Origin of the sequence: Leuconostoc sp. BM2, from assembly GCF_002095565.1 — a bacterium.
In the GTDB taxonomy this organism is placed as follows: Bacteria; Bacillota; Bacilli; order Lactobacillales; family Lactobacillaceae; genus Leuconostoc; species Leuconostoc falkenbergense.
In genome coordinates this window covers 1-15,650 of sequence record NZ_MOWQ01000004.1, presented here as the reverse complement: position 1 = coordinate 15,650, position 15,650 = coordinate 1, and the positions used below count along the sequence as shown (strand labels likewise).

13 protein-coding genes, 1 tRNA gene, 1 pseudogene and 1 riboswitch are annotated in these 15,650 nt (G+C 40.3%); of the genes and pseudogenes, 11 read left to right on the top strand and 4 right to left on the bottom strand.

From position 1 onward, the window contains the following. The first annotated feature begins 7 nt into the window (after window positions 1-7). The 6 genes from BMG01_RS02340 (at window position 8) to BMG01_RS02315 (ending at window position 5,491) form a co-directional block, all read left to right on the top strand. Window positions 8-1,048 carry an ABC transporter ATP-binding protein gene (locus BMG01_RS02340; RefSeq protein WP_004913945.1) on the top strand — a complete coding sequence of 347 codons (1,041 nt, stop codon included), beginning with the start codon at window positions 8-10 and terminating at the stop codon, window positions 1,046-1,048. Beyond that, entirely contained in the window at window positions 1,048-1,941 is an 894-nt protein-coding gene (locus BMG01_RS02335; RefSeq protein ID WP_036066994.1) for a carbohydrate ABC transporter permease, read from the top strand. Before BMG01_RS02340 ends, BMG01_RS02335 begins: the two co-directional genes overlap by 1 nt. A gap of 12 nt (window positions 1,942-1,953) precedes the next feature. After that, window positions 1,954-2,775 carry a carbohydrate ABC transporter permease gene (locus tag BMG01_RS02330; RefSeq protein ID WP_036068625.1) on the top strand — a complete coding sequence of 274 codons (822 nt, stop codon included), beginning with the start codon at window positions 1,954-1,956 and terminating at the stop codon, window positions 2,773-2,775. Window positions 2,776-2,888: 113 nt separating this feature from the next. Next, window positions 2,889-4,178, top strand: coding sequence for an ABC transporter substrate-binding protein (locus BMG01_RS02325; RefSeq protein ID WP_036068624.1), 1,290 nt, complete (start codon window positions 2,889-2,891; stop codon window positions 4,176-4,178). Next, on the top strand, window positions 4,178-5,371 hold the full coding sequence (locus tag BMG01_RS02320) for an MBL fold metallo-hydrolase (RefSeq protein WP_036068623.1): 1,194 nt from the start codon (window positions 4,178-4,180) through the stop codon (window positions 5,369-5,371). The genes BMG01_RS02325 and BMG01_RS02320 overlap by 1 nt, the downstream gene beginning before the upstream one ends. Window positions 5,372-5,417: 46 nt before the next feature. Beyond that, window positions 5,418-5,491: transfer RNA gene (locus tag BMG01_RS02315), tRNA-Pro, on the top strand. 54 nt (window positions 5,492-5,545) lie between these two features. Here BMG01_RS02315 and hflX read toward each other — a convergent pair. Continuing rightward, window positions 5,546-6,826 (bottom strand): GTPase HflX, encoded by a 1,281-nt coding sequence (gene hflX / locus BMG01_RS02310; protein ID WP_036068622.1) that lies wholly within the window; start codon window positions 6,824-6,826, stop codon window positions 5,546-5,548. Window positions 6,827-7,099: 273 nt separating this feature from the next. Between hflX and trpS the strand changes: the two genes are divergently transcribed. Further along, complete coding sequence (gene trpS / locus BMG01_RS02305; RefSeq protein WP_004913956.1) at window positions 7,100-8,116, top strand: tryptophan--tRNA ligase; 1,017 nt, start codon at window positions 7,100-7,102, stop codon at window positions 8,114-8,116. Between the two features lie 139 nt (window positions 8,117-8,255). Then, window positions 8,256-9,584, top strand: coding sequence for an APC family permease (locus tag BMG01_RS02300; protein WP_004913959.1), 1,329 nt, complete (start codon window positions 8,256-8,258; stop codon window positions 9,582-9,584). Window positions 9,585-9,644: 60 nt separating this feature from the next. Here the strand turns inward: BMG01_RS02300 and BMG01_RS02295 are convergent, their stop codons facing one another. The 3 genes and pseudogenes from BMG01_RS02295 to BMG01_RS02285 form a co-directional block, all read right to left on the bottom strand. After that, window positions 9,645-10,844 carry an LCP family protein gene (locus BMG01_RS02295; RefSeq protein ID WP_004913961.1) on the bottom strand — a complete coding sequence of 400 codons (1,200 nt, stop codon included), beginning with the start codon at window positions 10,842-10,844 and terminating at the stop codon, window positions 9,645-9,647. Between the two features lie 12 nt (window positions 10,845-10,856). After that, window positions 10,857-11,219 (bottom strand): DUF1634 domain-containing protein, encoded by a 363-nt coding sequence (locus BMG01_RS02290; protein ID WP_036068621.1) that lies wholly within the window; start codon window positions 11,217-11,219, stop codon window positions 10,857-10,859. Between the two features lie 11 nt (window positions 11,220-11,230). Next, window positions 11,231-12,053 (bottom strand): annotated as a pseudogene (locus BMG01_RS02285) (sulfite exporter TauE/SafE family protein). Between the two features lie 177 nt (window positions 12,054-12,230). Here BMG01_RS02285 and BMG01_RS02280 point away from each other — a divergent pair. The 3 genes from BMG01_RS02280 to BMG01_RS02270 all read left to right on the top strand — a co-directional run bounded on the left by BMG01_RS02280 (window position 12,231) and on the right by BMG01_RS02270 (window position 15,393). Beyond that, the gene (locus tag BMG01_RS02280; protein WP_004913980.1) at window positions 12,231-12,887 is read left to right on the top strand and encodes a hypothetical protein; all 657 of its coding nucleotides are present in this window, start codon (window positions 12,231-12,233) and stop codon (window positions 12,885-12,887) included. A 19-nt stretch (window positions 12,888-12,906) separates the two neighbouring features. Further along, window positions 12,907-13,074, top strand: a riboswitch (Lysine riboswitch). Between the two features lie 77 nt (window positions 13,075-13,151). Beyond that, window positions 13,152-14,594, top strand: coding sequence for an amino acid permease (locus BMG01_RS02275; protein ID WP_036068619.1), 1,443 nt, complete (start codon window positions 13,152-13,154; stop codon window positions 14,592-14,594). A 184-nt stretch (window positions 14,595-14,778) separates the two neighbouring features. After that, the gene (locus BMG01_RS02270) at window positions 14,779-15,393 is read left to right on the top strand and encodes a hypothetical protein (protein WP_233127264.1); all 615 of its coding nucleotides are present in this window, start codon (window positions 14,779-14,781) and stop codon (window positions 15,391-15,393) included. The last annotated feature ends 257 nt before the right edge of the window (window positions 15,394-15,650 follow it).

Genomic DNA, 15,650 nt, shown 5'->3' with positions numbered 1-15,650 from the left:
AAACACAGTGGAAGTTAAATTTAATCACGTGACTTTGACCTATCCAAATGGCGTTGAAGTCTTACATGACATGGATTTCGATATCACAGACGGACAACTCGTTGCACTCTTAGGACCTTCAGGTGGTGGTAAATCTACCACGCTGAATTTGATTTCAGGTCTATTATCAGCGACAAGTGGCAATATATACTTTGGGGACAAAGATGTGACAAAGCAAGATGCGTTGGAACGTGGTGTTGGGATGGTTTTCCAAAACTATGCCTTGTATCCTCATATGACTGTTTTAGATAACATCATTTTCCCGATGAAAATGGCTAAGGTGGATAAAGCCACGCGTAAACAGCGTGCGCTAGAATTAGCCGAACTTGTCCGTGTCGCTGATCAAATTAACAAAAAACCAAGTGATCTGTCTGGTGGCCAGCAACAACGTGTTGCCATTGCACGTGCTTTAGCAAAATCACCTAACATTTTGTTGCTTGATGAACCCTTATCTAATCTTGACGCACGTCTCAGAGTTGAAATGCGTGAGGAAATTCGCCGTATTCAAAAGGAAACAGGCGTCACAACGGTATTTGTCACACATGATCAGAGTGAAGCAATGCATGTTGCTGATAAAATCATGCTATTAAATGATGGCCGAATTCAGCAATATGATGCACCGCAATCACTATATGAAAACCCAAACAATCAATTTGTCGCTAGCTTTATCGGAGAACCTGCGCTAAATATGGTACCAGCAGACCAGTTTGATGAAGAGGTGAGACGATTATTTGATGGCGATGTTGCTACAATTGGTATTCGTGCCGAATCATTAACAAATGAGGTAAAAGAACCTGCCATCAAAATGCAAGCGGTTGTCCATGAAGTATTGTCATTTGGACGTGATCGACAAGCGGCGATTTCAGTTGGGTCACAACAACTAGTTGCAACAGAAGTCACAACGGCAGCACCTTTGGAACAAGAAACAACACTCTTTGCCGCACTTAGTGGTGTTTACGCCTTCGATCAAAGTGGTCAGCGATTGCCACTAAGGGGTGATCACGCATGATGAACAATCAAAAGCCTACTTGGAAACAGACATTAAAAGGGTGGCTTTATGTCTTGCCAATGCTAATCATCGTTGCGATTTTTAGTTTATACCCGATTGTGTCAAGTTTGGCGATGAGTTTTTATACGCAATATAACTTTTTCACGAACCAAGTAATGGCGCTTGGTTTTGATAACTTTAAATATTTATGGGAAGACCCATTATTTCATTCTGCTGTGGCGAACACTTTAATTTTCGTTGTTGGTGTTGTCCCATTAGAAATTATCATTTCTTTGACCGTGGCTGTGCTTTTAAACCAGATTAAAGTGTTGGCTGGGTTCTTCCGTACCATCTATTTTCTACCATTTGTGACCAGTATTGTTGCTATATCAATGGTTTGGAAGTGGATTTATAACAAAGATGCGGGCTTATTGAATTATTTTTTGAGCTTTGTGGGTATCCATCCAATTGACTGGTTGAATGATCCAACATGGGCATTGCCAGCGTTGATTATTTTGGCTATTTGGAAGAGTTTGGGCTTCAATATTATGCTTTTCTTGGTTGCTCTCAATAATGTTGACAAACGACTATATAGCGCGGCGACCTTAGATGGTGCCAACGCTTGGAATCGTTTTTTGCATGTTACAGTGCCAATGATTAGTCCTATGACGTTTTTGATTGCCGTCAATGCTGTGATTGGATCATTTAAGGTTTTTGATGAAATATTCTCATTGTTTGGCGGACAGGCAGGACCTGGAAATGCTGCAATGACAGTTGTATTTTACTTATATCGTATGTTTTATGAGCAAAACAAATACGGTATCGCTGCAGCCGCAGGTGTTGTACTATTCTTTATGATTTTAATTGTGACATTATTGCAGACATGGTTTAGCAAAAAACATGTTCATTACTAAGAGGGGTCGACGATGAAAAAGACAATATCAAGAACAATCGTTTACTTACTGTTAGTGATTGGTGCACTGACAATGTTATTGCCATTCTTTTGGATGGTATCAACATCATTTAAAACTGGTTTTGAAGCATTACAAACACCACCAACTTGGTTGCCAAAAAAGCTTCAAATCACTAATTGGATTTCAGCTTGGAAGGCAGCACCTTTTGCAACGTATCTTCTGAATTCGGCAGTTGTATCATTTGTGACCACAATAGGTCAGATTATCACGGCTATCATGGCAGCATTTGCGTTTGCTAAAATGAATTTTTTCGGCAAAAAAACGCTCTTCACTATTTTGTTAGCAACAATGATGGTGCCAGGGGAAATGCTGATTATTCCTAACTTCGTGACACTATCACAAATACATCTAGTGAATACTTATGGTGCTTTGATTATTCCATGGTTAGCTAGTTTCTTTGCAGTATTTACTTTGCGTCAATCTTTTGCCAGTGTGCCGGACCAGCTTTATTACGCCGCCAAGCTTGATGGTGCTTCTGAATGGAAGTTTCTTTGGCAAATTTTGGTACCAAATGCTAAGTCGTCCATTACGGCAATTGGCTTGTTACAAATTATTGGCTCATGGAACTCATTTATGTGGCCATTAATTGTCACAAATACAGACAAGATGCGTACTCTACCTGTTGGGTTACAAGCGTTCAGTTCAGATTCAGGTGTCAATTATCCAGAATTGATGGCAGCGTCGACGTTTGTGATTCTACCTATGGTTATCTTGTACTTATTCTTGAATAAATATGTTGTTGCTGGTATTTCCGGTGGCGGCATTAAGGGTTAACTTACAGTCCACATTTTGTGGGCAGTAAAGAGATGTGATGGGACATGATATCTCTTTACTGCTTATAAAAAGCAGCTAAAATTTTTTGGGAACACGAAAGGAAACATGTACACATGAGTACTGGGAAGAAAGTTGCAGCTTTGGCTGCTATCACGATTATGGCAAGTTCATCTTTTGCAGGTTTGTCGGCTGTGCATACAGAGACAGTGAGTGCAGCAACGAAACCAGTTAAAGTCACATTTTGGCACGCCATGGCTGGCACATACAAAGACGCTTTGCAAAAGCGTATTGATGCCTTCAACAAATCACAAAGTAAGTATAAAATTGTGGCAACTGCGCAAGGTGACTATACGACTTTGAACCAAAAAATCATGGCTGGTGCGAAGTCAAAAACTTTGCCGGTTATGGCGCAAGCAACTTACACACAAGTGCCTGATTACGTAAAAGACGGTATTGTAACTTCACTTCAATCACAGGTTGATGGTAAGAATGGATTGTCAAAGAAGCAACTAAACAATATTTATTCTGGTTTCTTGCAACAATCTAAGTATAAGGGTGAATTCTATTCAACACCTTTCTCAGCCTCTGTACGAGAAATGTTCTATAACAAAACGCTTCTGAAGAAATACAATTTATCAGTACCAAAAACCTGGGATGATATTGCAAAGATGTCTGACGTTTTGAAGAAAGATGGCATTGCAACAGTAGGCTTTGATAAGTCATTTGATATGGAATGGAATTCAATGGTCCGTTCGGCTGGTGTATCATTGGTAACTAGCAAAGACAAAGTTAATGTTGACTCAAAGAAAGCAGTGGCTGCTGCCAAGTTAATTACCGATATGGTCGCTGATGGCACTGCTAAAACGGCTGGTTCTGATATCTACGGCACAACAAACTTTGTTAATGGTAAGACAGCTTTGACTTTCTCATCATCTGCAGGAATTACAGCAACACAAGCAGCTGCAGCTAAAGACTTTGATTGGGGTACAGCACCATTACCATCTTATAAGGGCAAATCAGCAACTGTTTTGGCTGGTAATAGCTTAGTAGTTACGGCAACAGCCTCTAAGAAGCAACAAGCAGGCGCTTGGGCATTCATGAAATATTTGATGTCTGATAAGCAAACTGAAAAGTGGGCAGAAGCCACAGGTTACTTGCCAATTACTAAGAAAGCAACTAAGTCATCTGCTTATAAAGCATACCTAAAGAAGAACCCATTAGCTAAAGCAGCGTCAGACTCATTACCAGGAGCCTTCTCAGATACTGCATTCTTGGGTTACCAAGACTATCGTACGAACTTGCTGAATGCTGTTGATTCAATGTTGACGAAGAAAACACCTGCTGCAGACGCTTTGAAAACTTTATCTGATCAAACAAAGAAGACTTTGAAAGAGAATAAATAATGAGTACGCAAGTACAATTTTTAAATGGACTGAATACAATTGGTGGTAATGTGGTCTCGTTCACAGAGGGGAATACACGATTAGTGATGGACTTCGGTGTTAATTTTGCACCGGCTGAAACACCGACTGGCGATTTATTAGCAGATGGGACATTACCAGCACTACCTGATTTATTCACTGACGTTGAAAGTGATAAGACAACAACCATTTTTGTTTCTCATTTACATCTGGATCATATGGGCGCGTTGAAGTATCTAACCAAGCTAACCGATGTGTACATGAGTCAAGCTTCGGCTGATTTATACCATGTTTTGACTGAATTAGGGACCGAATCTGCACCTAATGCGACTATCAAAGTAATCCCATTTGAGACGCCAATGATGTTTGGTGATTTTGAAGTTACATTTTTTGAGACTGACCATGATGCACGTGGTGCTGCTGCAATTCGTGTCCGTGACGGTGTACACACGTTTGTTCATAGTGGGGATGTGCGACTTGATGGTCCGCACCCCGAACGTGTCAATCATTGGGCAGACATCTTACGTGAAGCACACATTGATTTATTTTTGTTAGAAGGTACAGAATTTAGCTTTGATGCCGATGACGAAAAGGAACATGTGCGCCATACTGAGATGTCATTGCAACAAGATTTTGGACAAATTTTAGATGAACATCATCAATTGGTTGTCATTAATCCTTATGAACGTAACATTGATCGCTTAGAGGCTCTGCAAAATACAGCACGGCTGCATGGTCGTGAAATCCTTTGGGATAAGCAATTTGCTACAATTATGCGGGCAATGGGTGTTGCGGATGTTAAAGAAATTGATTGGGAAGCCGCTTTGGCACGACCTCATCATTATGTTATTCAAAATCACTTTAATCAATTACATGATTTAGATCAATTTGATGGTCAATTTGTATATCTACACATGAATGGCGAACCTTTAGGAGAGTATGATCCTCGATTTGCCGAATTACAGGCATACTTAGATGCCAATCATGTCGAGCTCCAACGCTTGGGTGCAAGTGGTCACGCCAAGCCAGAAGATTTGGTGGCATTAGCACAACATGTCAATGCTCAAAAGACTGTTACTTGGCATTCGTTCAAGCCAGAAAAAGAAGCAGAAGCATTACGCAAAGTAGGTTTGAATGTCTATCTACCAACAAAAGGTGAAACATTAGCGTATTAAAATTTGAATTGGCGCATTGATTGCGTTAAAATTATTCTCGTATCAACGGGATGTAGCTCAGCTTGGTAGAGCACCATGTTCGGGACGTGGGGGTCGTGAGTTCAAATCTCGTCATCCCGATGAACGAGAAATATTAAAAGGGCAGCAAACCATAATTGGTTTGCTGCCCTTTTTTTAAACGATATAATCTCTGAAAGTCTCGCGTTCATTAGTTGACAGCTCAACTGTTATCAGAGTGCCAGTATCATCATAATCTTCCTGTAAAAATGTGTGTTTTGCGGCGAGCTGAGCCTGAACGTTACCTTTGTCAAAAGGAATGTGCAAGTTGACGACTGCAACATCTTTGAACACATGTTGTTTGATGAGATCAATTAAGGCATCTTGGGAAGCAATATCTAAAGCAGAAATGGTAATTGCATTTTCACCAGTTACTTCTGGAAAAACGAGCTCGGTACGATCAGCTTTATTATAAACTGTGATGGTTTGTCGACCGCTAACACCAATTTCTTGTAATGTTTGGCTGGTCGTGGTCATCATGTCTTGATAGTGAGGATCAGAGACATCAACAACGTGTAGCAGTAAATCTGCGCTGGCCGCTTCTTGCAAAGTCGATTTAAAAGCAGCGACTAAGTTGTGAGGTAATTTAGAGACAAAACCAACGGTATCACTGAGCAAAAATTGTTTTTTATCTGGTAATGTCAGTTGGCGCACGGTTGTGTTCAAAGTGGCAAAAAGCATATCTTTTTCAAAAACTTGTTTGCTATCATCGTTATTAGCACCAACACCAAAACGCGCCAACAGCCGGTTCATTAGTGTCGATTTACCTGCGTTAGTGTAGCCGACCAAGGCTACACTTGGTAAATCGTTATTTTGGCGTTGTGCTGAACGTGTTGTCTCACCTTTCTCAAGGTCTGCTAATTCTTGACGAATATGAACCATTTGAGCTGTAATACGGCGACGAGATTGTTCGAGTTTGGTTTCTCCAGCGCCTCGTGACGTAAAGCCACCACCACCAGCACCAGTTTGCTGATCCAGCGTGATTGACATACTTGTACGTAATCTTGTTAACTGATATTGCAAACGCGCCAATTGAACCTGTAATTGGGCCACTTTAGTTTGCGCACGTTGTGCAAAAATATCTAAAATCAAACCAGTGCGGTCCACCACAGTCGCGTTGGTTGCTTTTTCCAAATTACGGATTTGCGAAGGTGTCAACTCGTCGTTAGCCACAATCATGTCGACCTCGTAAGTTGCTACTGCCGCGCTAATTTCCTCAACTTTGCCTTTACCAAAATAAGTTGCTGGGTTAGGGCGTTCCAGTTTTTGGGTGAACGTCTCAACTGGGTCTAAGTTATTTGCTTTTGCTAGGTTGCCTAATTCTTCTAATTCATAAGTTAAATTTGCCTGACTCGTTGTCAAGCCAACTAAAAATACTTTTCGGGGTGTTTCTCGCATCAAAAAATGCCTCCAATCAAACTACGAGACTGGGGCATTTAACGTGTTGACGAAAATTGCAGACCAATCTCAAGAAAAGCGCACCAAAACAGTTGCCTGTTTTTTGTCACTACATCTTAAAATTCGTTCAACAAGTTCCCGTACCTCTTTTTCTTAATAGTGATAGTGTATAAGTTTTTAAACCTAATGTCAAACTTAGACGATATTTCTTATCACGTGGTGTGTTTTTTCAAGTATAATGAAATAAGCTAATCAATTAAATCGAGGTTAAACATGGCAAAAGAAATTTATTTAACGGGTGATCGACCAACTGGTAAATTGCATATTGGGCATTATATTGGCTCATTGAAAAATCGTGTGGCAATGCAAGATTCTGGTGAATTTGATCCATTTATTATGATTGCTGACACGCAAGCTTTTACAGACAACGCTCGTAATCCTGAAAAAATTCGCCGTTCGCTAACAGAAGTTGCATTGGATTATTTGGCAGTTGGTATTGATCCTACTAAATCAACGATTTTTGTACAATCTCAAATTACTGGGTTGCCAGAATTAACTGAATATTTTATGAATTTGGTCAGTGTGGCACGTCTGCAACGCAATCCGACTGTTAAATCAGAAATTCAACAAAAAGGTTTTGGAGAGGGTATTCCAGCGGGATTTTTGACTTATCCTGTGTCTCAAGCGGCCGATATTGCAATTTTCAGGGCCACAAAAGTGCCGGTTGGTGATGATCAAGAACCCATGATTGAACAGACACGCGAGCTAGTTCGTTCATTCAAAAATGCTTATCAATCAGAAGTATTGGTTGAGCCTGTCGGTGTCTTTCCACCGAAGGGGCAAGGACGTCTACCGGGCATTGATGGTAATGCTAAAATGTCAAAATCACTGAACAACGGTATTTATATTAGTGATGATGCAGACACATTAGCTAAAAAAGTCAAGTCGATGTACACTGACCCATTGCACATAAACATTGATGATCCCGGTCATGTTGAAGGCAATGTCGTCTTTACTTATTTGGATATTTTTGATCCTGATAAGCAACGTGTGCAGGCATTAAAAGAGCAATACACTGCTGGTGGCCTTGGCGACATGAAAATCAAAAAGCACTTGATTGAAGTGATGGAAGCTGAAATGGCACCTATTCGTCAACGACGTGAAACATTTGCCCAAGATATTCCAGCTGTGATGGCTATGTTAAAGGCTGGCTCTGATCATGCTAATGAAGTAGCAGAGTCAACAATGAAAGATGTACGCCATGCAATGGGCATTGATTATTTCGACTAAATAAATCACAGCAATCTGAAAAGATTGCTTTTTTAGTGTCGATCATAGTAATAGTGGCATAAAAAAGACACAAATTGTTAAAATATGATAAATTAAAATAGTATATAATGGCAAGATAGAAACAAAATCAGGGGACGATATGGATAATAAAGCACAACTCAACCGCGGCTTCGGCCTGACTGCATCACTGGCTTTAGTGGTTGGCACAATCATTGGTTCAGGGATTTTTTTTAAACAAGGTAGCGTATTAGCGTCGGCTGGTAGTACGACGTCCGCATTAATTGCATGGGCGGCTGGTGGTATTTTGACACTGGCCTCCGGTATGAGTGTTGCTGAAATTGGTTCCCAAATGGCTAAAACTGGCGGCTTATACATTTATATTGAAAAAATTTATGGCAAAGTTTGGGGCTATTTAGCAGGGTGGATGCAAGTCATATTTTATGGACCGGCTATGATGGGATCTATTTCTGCTTACTTTGGGATATTGTTTGTTGACTTGTTTCAATTACCCAAAATGTGGGCGATACCCTCAGCGATTATTGCGTTAGCGTTTGTTGGCATAATCAACTCAATTCCTAATCGTTTCAGTGCTGGCTTTCAGATATTGACGACGACACTTAAGATGTTGCCGATTGTTGCGTTGATCATTTTTGGTATGTTTTTTGGACAGCATGAAGCGTTGGGACAGACAGTTACTGCGGTAGCACACACTAATAGTGGGGGATTTGGGGTCGCTATTTTAGCAACGCTATTTGCTTACGACGGCTGGGTAACTTTGGCAAATATTAGTGGTGAAATTAAAAATCCGCAAAAAGTTCTACCAAAGGCAATTGTATTTGGTTTGATTATTGTCATTATCTCTTACGTCGGGGTCAGTTATGGGACATACAGAAGCTTAGAGGCATCAAAGATTGTTGCGCTGGGTCAAAATACAACAATTCATATGGCAACCAGTGCCTTTGGTGTCGTTGGTGGTCGTTTGATGAGTGTGGCGGTTTTAATTTCATTACTAGGGACACTCAATGGTAAAATTGTTTCATTTCCACGTGTGTTATTTGCAATGGCGCGAGATGGCTTATTCCCGTTTGCAAAAACGTTTTCTAAGATTAACATGCGGACCAAAACACCTAATGCTGCGATTTGGTTTATGATTGTGCTGGGCGACTTAATGTTATTGTTGACTAATCCTGATCGACTCACTGACATTGCCATGTTCACGACTTTCTTGTTCTATATTTTGGCATTTGTCGGGGTTCTCATTTTGCGACACAAAGATCCGACTGGCGTTAATAGAGCATTTTCAGCACCCTTATATCCGTTTATCCCAATACTAGCAATTGCAGGTTCACTTTACGTGGAAATTTCAGAAATTTTGCATGATTTTTCTGGTGTTGTAATATCAATTGCCGTGGTCGCGATGGGCTTGCCGGTCTATCTGATTCTATCAAAGCGACAACTTAAAAAGTAAGTGTTTTAATCAAAAAGAAACCCCCGAAATTAATTTTTCAGGGGTTTTAAAATGATAAAATTATTGATCAGAAGAACTCTCTGTCGACGTGTCAGATGAACTTTCAGTGCTACTTGAGGACTCATCATCTGCAGGTCGGAGAGAAGCAGCCACGGCTTGTAGTGTGCTTGGTACTTCACCACCATAGGCCGGACCAGTTGTTGCTGCCTTTAACCCTAGTGCTTTACGAGCTAGGTTAGTTACACGTTGCTTTTCTTTCTGTGTCACGACTTCATAAGAAATGGCATTACCAGAAGCGTCTGGATAGCTTGTTCCCACGCCTTGAATATGTTCACTCACAATATTATTCTTGGCTTTAATATATTTACTTGCGATTGTTGTCATGTCACCAAATGTCAAATCAGTGAGGACATTTTTACTAAGCGTTGTCATAAATGAATTGTTCAAGAGGCTTGAAACATTGGCAGATTTTTTAATCAAACCTTCAAGAACGAGACGTTGACGCTTTTGACGGCCATAATCACCTTCAGGATCGTCATAGCGCATCCGAGAGAAGGCTAGTGCTGCATCGCCGGTCATAACATGCTTTGTTGCAGACCATGTGACACCATTGTCATCAGAGTGTTCATAACCGGTACTACCTTTGTGGAACCGGTATAAGTTGGGACCGTAATCGTGAGCGGTGTCTTGGCTATAAGTAAAATCAAGTAGTGACTTTACGGAAATACCGCCAACTTGGGTGACCATTTTTTCCAAACCAGCCATATTTACTAACGCATAGAAATCAACTGGAATATTAAGATAAGCTTCAACAGTTTTGATGGCCGTTGATGTTGAACCATAGGCATAAGCGGCATTCATTTTTTGTGGGAAAGTATCTTCATAACCGGGGATGGCAACCATTGCGTCACGAGGAATTGAAATCATTGTCGTTTTTTCTGTTTTGGGATTGATAAGCAATAACATCATTGAATCGGTACGTCCTTTGTAAGTACGACCAAGTTCGCCTGTATCAGTTCCAAACAATAGAATAGATAATGGTTTACCACTAGAAACAACGCTTGAGACATTGCGGGCCTTTTTAGTGCCTGTGCTCTTATAAACCTTATCAATTGTTGATTTAGCGTTATTAATTGCGTACCACGCGAAGCCACCGGCCGTGATTGCTAATACAGCGATGATTGCTAAAATCATATTTCGCAATTTGTGGGTTGGTTTCTTAAAACGATCTGTACGAGACTTTGTTTGATTTTCTGCCATGATGATCTCCGATTAGTGTTGGCCAATGAACATGGCAACGAGTAAAATAATGAAAACTGCGAGGGTAATGCCAGCATATCGCCAATCTTTAATTTTGGTGAAAGCATAAATGGAAGCGATAATTCGTAAAACAGGCGTTAGAATGAGTAAAAATAGTCCTAACATCATGAGAGCGCCAGCTTGAAAATGATAGGAACCATGTACAATCTGTGCTAGTTGACGCGGAAATTGGTTGTCGGGGAAACCGGTTTTGGCACCATTAATGAGGTAGCAAGCAAAACCAAGAATCATCACAACAACAGCAATCATAACGCCAATTCTTAAAACAATGCCAATTTGACGTTCTAAATCTTTTTCTGCTTGATTAGTGGGCATAGGTGAGGGCCTCAATATAATGTAATATTAAATGCTTTGAGCAAGAGTTGTATACCAGCAATACCGACAACTGGGATAAATAGTTGTCGGTATTGCTGGTACATATGGCATGATGCCTGCCCCAATTGTTGCACCTAAAACGATACCTAGAGCAATTGGGACGGCGATGTCGGCTCGAATAGTGCCATTAAAAAAATAAACGAGGGCGCTGGCTGCGGCCGTGACACCCATCATTAAATTAGAGGTCGCGCTGGCAGGCTTGAGTGGCATTTTCATGATACCGTCCATGGCAAACACTTTGAACATACCAGAACCAATGCCTAATAAACCAGAAGCGAGGCCAGCCCATAACATCACAACAGCGCCACCGGGAATATTCTCCACACGATAATCAATGGTTTGATTCAGTGCTTTGTCATAGTATGCGGTGTTGAGTTGCAACTTGTTGGCGAGTGGGTCATCGCGTGCGACCAAATCAGCTTGGTTGTGTACGTGCAATTTACGCCACATCCGGTAAGATTGATAAACTAGTAGCACGCCAAAAAGGAAATTTAACCAAATTGGGGCGAAAAGGCCTGCACATATTGCGCCGACCAGCGCACCAATTGTCGTAAAAATTTCGAGTAACATAGCGACACGCAAATTCAACATGTCGTCTTTTAAATATGCGATTGAAGCACCAGATGAAGTCGCAATCACAGCGACAATACTGGCACCGATTGCGTAGTGAATAGGAATATTAAAACCAATCACTAAGATTGGCGTGACAATCATGCCACCACCAAGGCCCAAAAGCGCCCCAAGGACTCCGGCAAGAACACCAACCAATAGCATAATGATAATGGACAAAGTTAAAGCCAAGATTAAATTCCTACCACTTCACTGTTTTTTCAATAATTATATTCTACACAATGCTACAATTATTATGTACGATAAGCAAACGTGTTTGTAGAATTTTAATAAATTGGGAGAGCGTTTACTGCGTCATGGCGGGTGAACGGAAGTGTATTTGTGTTAATTCAACCTGATAAATTACGAAAATTGTTGATTATTATTTTTGGTCTAGTATTTGCTGTGTTTTGCCTTGCCGTCAGGTTTAACGCGGTTTTGTTGACATTTGGGGATGATGCAGCTACCTTAGTGGTTCAAAATATGTTGCCACATTCTCTGCAAGCTTTGATAACAATAGGGCATCTGTTTGCGCATTATTGGGTAGTCCTGCCATTTATCGCTTTGATGGCTGGTGTTCTTTATCTGGCACAATACAAAATCGCGATGTGGTGGTTCATTATTTCACAATCAATGGGGATGTTAGTGTGTTTGATTGTTGCCATCGTAGTTGGTATCTCTTGGGATAATGGGCTAAAGCTACGTGATATGATGCCAAATTTATTGTTGGTATGGTGGTCGCAAATCTTATTCTTGGTGGTAGCATTGATTGTGCCACGTTTATTTCAATCAAGGCGATTGCAGATAATGATGAATTGGCTGATTGGTGTATTTTGGATTTTCATGATGATTTCATTGGTCCAAATCAATAACATGTTATTATCTAGCGGTCTTGGCGCGTTATTATTTGGCTATTTTTGGTGGCAATTAACCGCACAAACGTATCGCAAGCGAGCTCGTCAATGGCAACATGCCCTAAAAATTGACGGTCGGGTTTGATTGTGATATGCTTTTACTAATATATCAAAGAGGTTGCAATCAACATGAGTCGCATAATTGAGTCTGCCAAGACGTTGATGTTATGTTAAAGGGGCGATTGCCGAAAATGTCATCTGGCAATATGATGTTTGGGCTGGTAATTAACAGTTACTAGACTGTCGTAGTAATACGGTGCGCTTTGAAAAGTGATTAAGAAAATGACTTTTTAAACCTCTTTCTGTGTGAGCAGGAAGAGGTTTTTTGTTGGGAAAAGGAGAATTTTTTATGTCTGAGGATAGTGGGCAAGTTAAACGAAATCTAAAAACACGTCATGTGTCGATGATTGCGTTAGGTGGATCAATTGGTACGGGGTTGTTTGTTGCTTCGGGTGCCACAGTGGCGCAGGCTGGTCCAATGGGCGCTATTGTCGCTTATTTAGCGATTGGCGTGATGGTTTATTTTTTGATGACCAGTTTAGGAGAAATGGCGACTTATGCACCAACTTCTGGTTCATTTTCAGATTATGCAGGTAAATATGTTGATACCGCATTAGGATTTGCGATGGGCTGGAATTATTGGTTCAATTGGGCGATCACGCTGGCGGTTGATATTGTGGCTGTTGGATTAGTTGCCAAGTTTTGGTGGCCAAATACACCGGGTTGGATTTTTTCAGCCGTTGCTTTGGCATTCATCTTTTTGATTAATTTGTTCTCCGTTGGAGCTTTTGGTGAAGCTGAATTTTGGTTGTCAATGATTAAAGTGATTACAATCATCGTCTTTTTGGTGGTTGGCGTGGCAACAATCTTTGGCGTTATTCATTCTGACGTCAATGTCATGAAAAACTTATCAGTTGGCAACCATGGCTTCGTTGGCGGACCACAAGCCATTTTGTCAGTCTTTGTCGTGGCAGGATTTTCTTTCCAAGGGACTGAGCTAATTGGTATTACTGCTGGAGAAGCACAAGACCCTGACAAATCAGTGCCCAAGGCTATCAATCAAGTCTTTTGGCGAATTTTGTTGTTTTATATTTTAGCAATTTTTGTGATTTCGGCTTTGGTTTACTACCAAGATCCACGTTTGTTAAGTTCATCAACTGAAAATATTGCTGTATCACCATTTACGATTGTCTTTAAAAATGCGGGTATCGCTTTTGCAGCCAGTTTGATGAATGCTGTTATTTTGACATCAATTGTATCATCAGCGAATTCTGGATCTTATGCATCATCACGTATGTTGTTTGCCATGGCGCGTAAGGGTGAAGCCCCTAAGATTTTTGGTAAAGTGTCCAAACGCGGTGTACCTGTGGCAGCATTGGTTTTGACGACGGCAATTGGTTTGTTAGCGTTTATTTCTAATACTAAAGGTGGTTCGGTCGCTTATACTTGGCTCGTTAATGCCTCTGGATTGACTGGGTTTATTGCTTGGGTTGGAATTGCGATTTCACATTATCGCTTCCGCCGCGCGTATGTTGCACAGGGTAAAAGCTTGTCGGATTTGAAGTATCGGGCAAAGTGGTTCCCATTTGGGCCACTATTTGCATTGGTTATCTCAATTGGGGTAATTATTGGACAAGATCCAGAAAGTTTTACTAACTTGAATTGGGAAAAAATCGCAATAACATACTTGTCTGTACCATTATTTGCAATTTTATATATTTGGTACAAAATTTCCCATAAAACAAAAGTGATTAAGTTAGAAGAGGTTGACTTGTCACAACCTAAAAAGTAAATAGCACTTATCGCTGAATGCCAACGAGCATCCAGCTTTTTTATGCAATAAATTCATTTAAAGAGCAATTTATGTGAATAAAATATGAACTTTAGCCCCTATTAACGAATATTTGTTATGATAAATAGCAAAGTAATGAATCATTATGATAGCAACTGTCATGATGAGAAAGTGGGGCAGATTAATGTTACATATACAGACGTGGTTGGGTGGACTAGCAATGTTAGCAGTATTTTATCGAAATGTGCCAGCACTTCGTGCGTTAAAACGTGGACAATTCCAACCAAATTTTGCGACTTTTATGATTTGGGCATTAATTTCGTTAATTGAGTCTGTGATTATTTTGGCTAATCGTGGCGGTTTTGGCGCAACATCAATGGTTTTGAGCGTTATCTTTTTTTCCTACTTTGGCATTATTGGACTCAAATACGCCAAAGAACAACCAATTAATCGACGATTTATTGTGGCCATGTTAGGTGCAGTTATAGTGCCACTTTTGTTGACCTTGGGTCATGGGCTGACGCAGGGAGAGCTATTGTTTATATTGGCGATTGTTGAAGCCTTGGCAATTATTCCGACGATTCAGAAAATTAAACAGGCACCGTATTCAGAGAGTTTATCTTGTTATGTTTGGAATGATATCTCGATGTTATTGAGCCTTTTAGCGGTTCATATCATTAGTTTTGAAACTGTTTTTGTGCCATTAATATGGGTATTTATTATGAGTGGGTGCATTATTTATATGTTAGTGTTGAGAAGCCGCGCACCAAAATGTCAAGAATGTGCCGTTTTGGATTAAAAATATATCATAGTTGGTTGCATGAACAAACTAACCGTGGTAAGATATATTTTGTAAAAGAAATGATACCGCTTTCAGATGCAGAAAGCCGGTTTGGTACTAAGAAAGACAAACTATGTTAAAAGTCAAGAAAAACAACTAAATGTAGAATAATAATTTGGTTGAACGACAAATAAACGTTTTAAATTACTATTTTAAAACGTTCCCATGGTTTGTTAATTAAGAGGTGAAATTATGAGTTATATGAGCTTAGATTC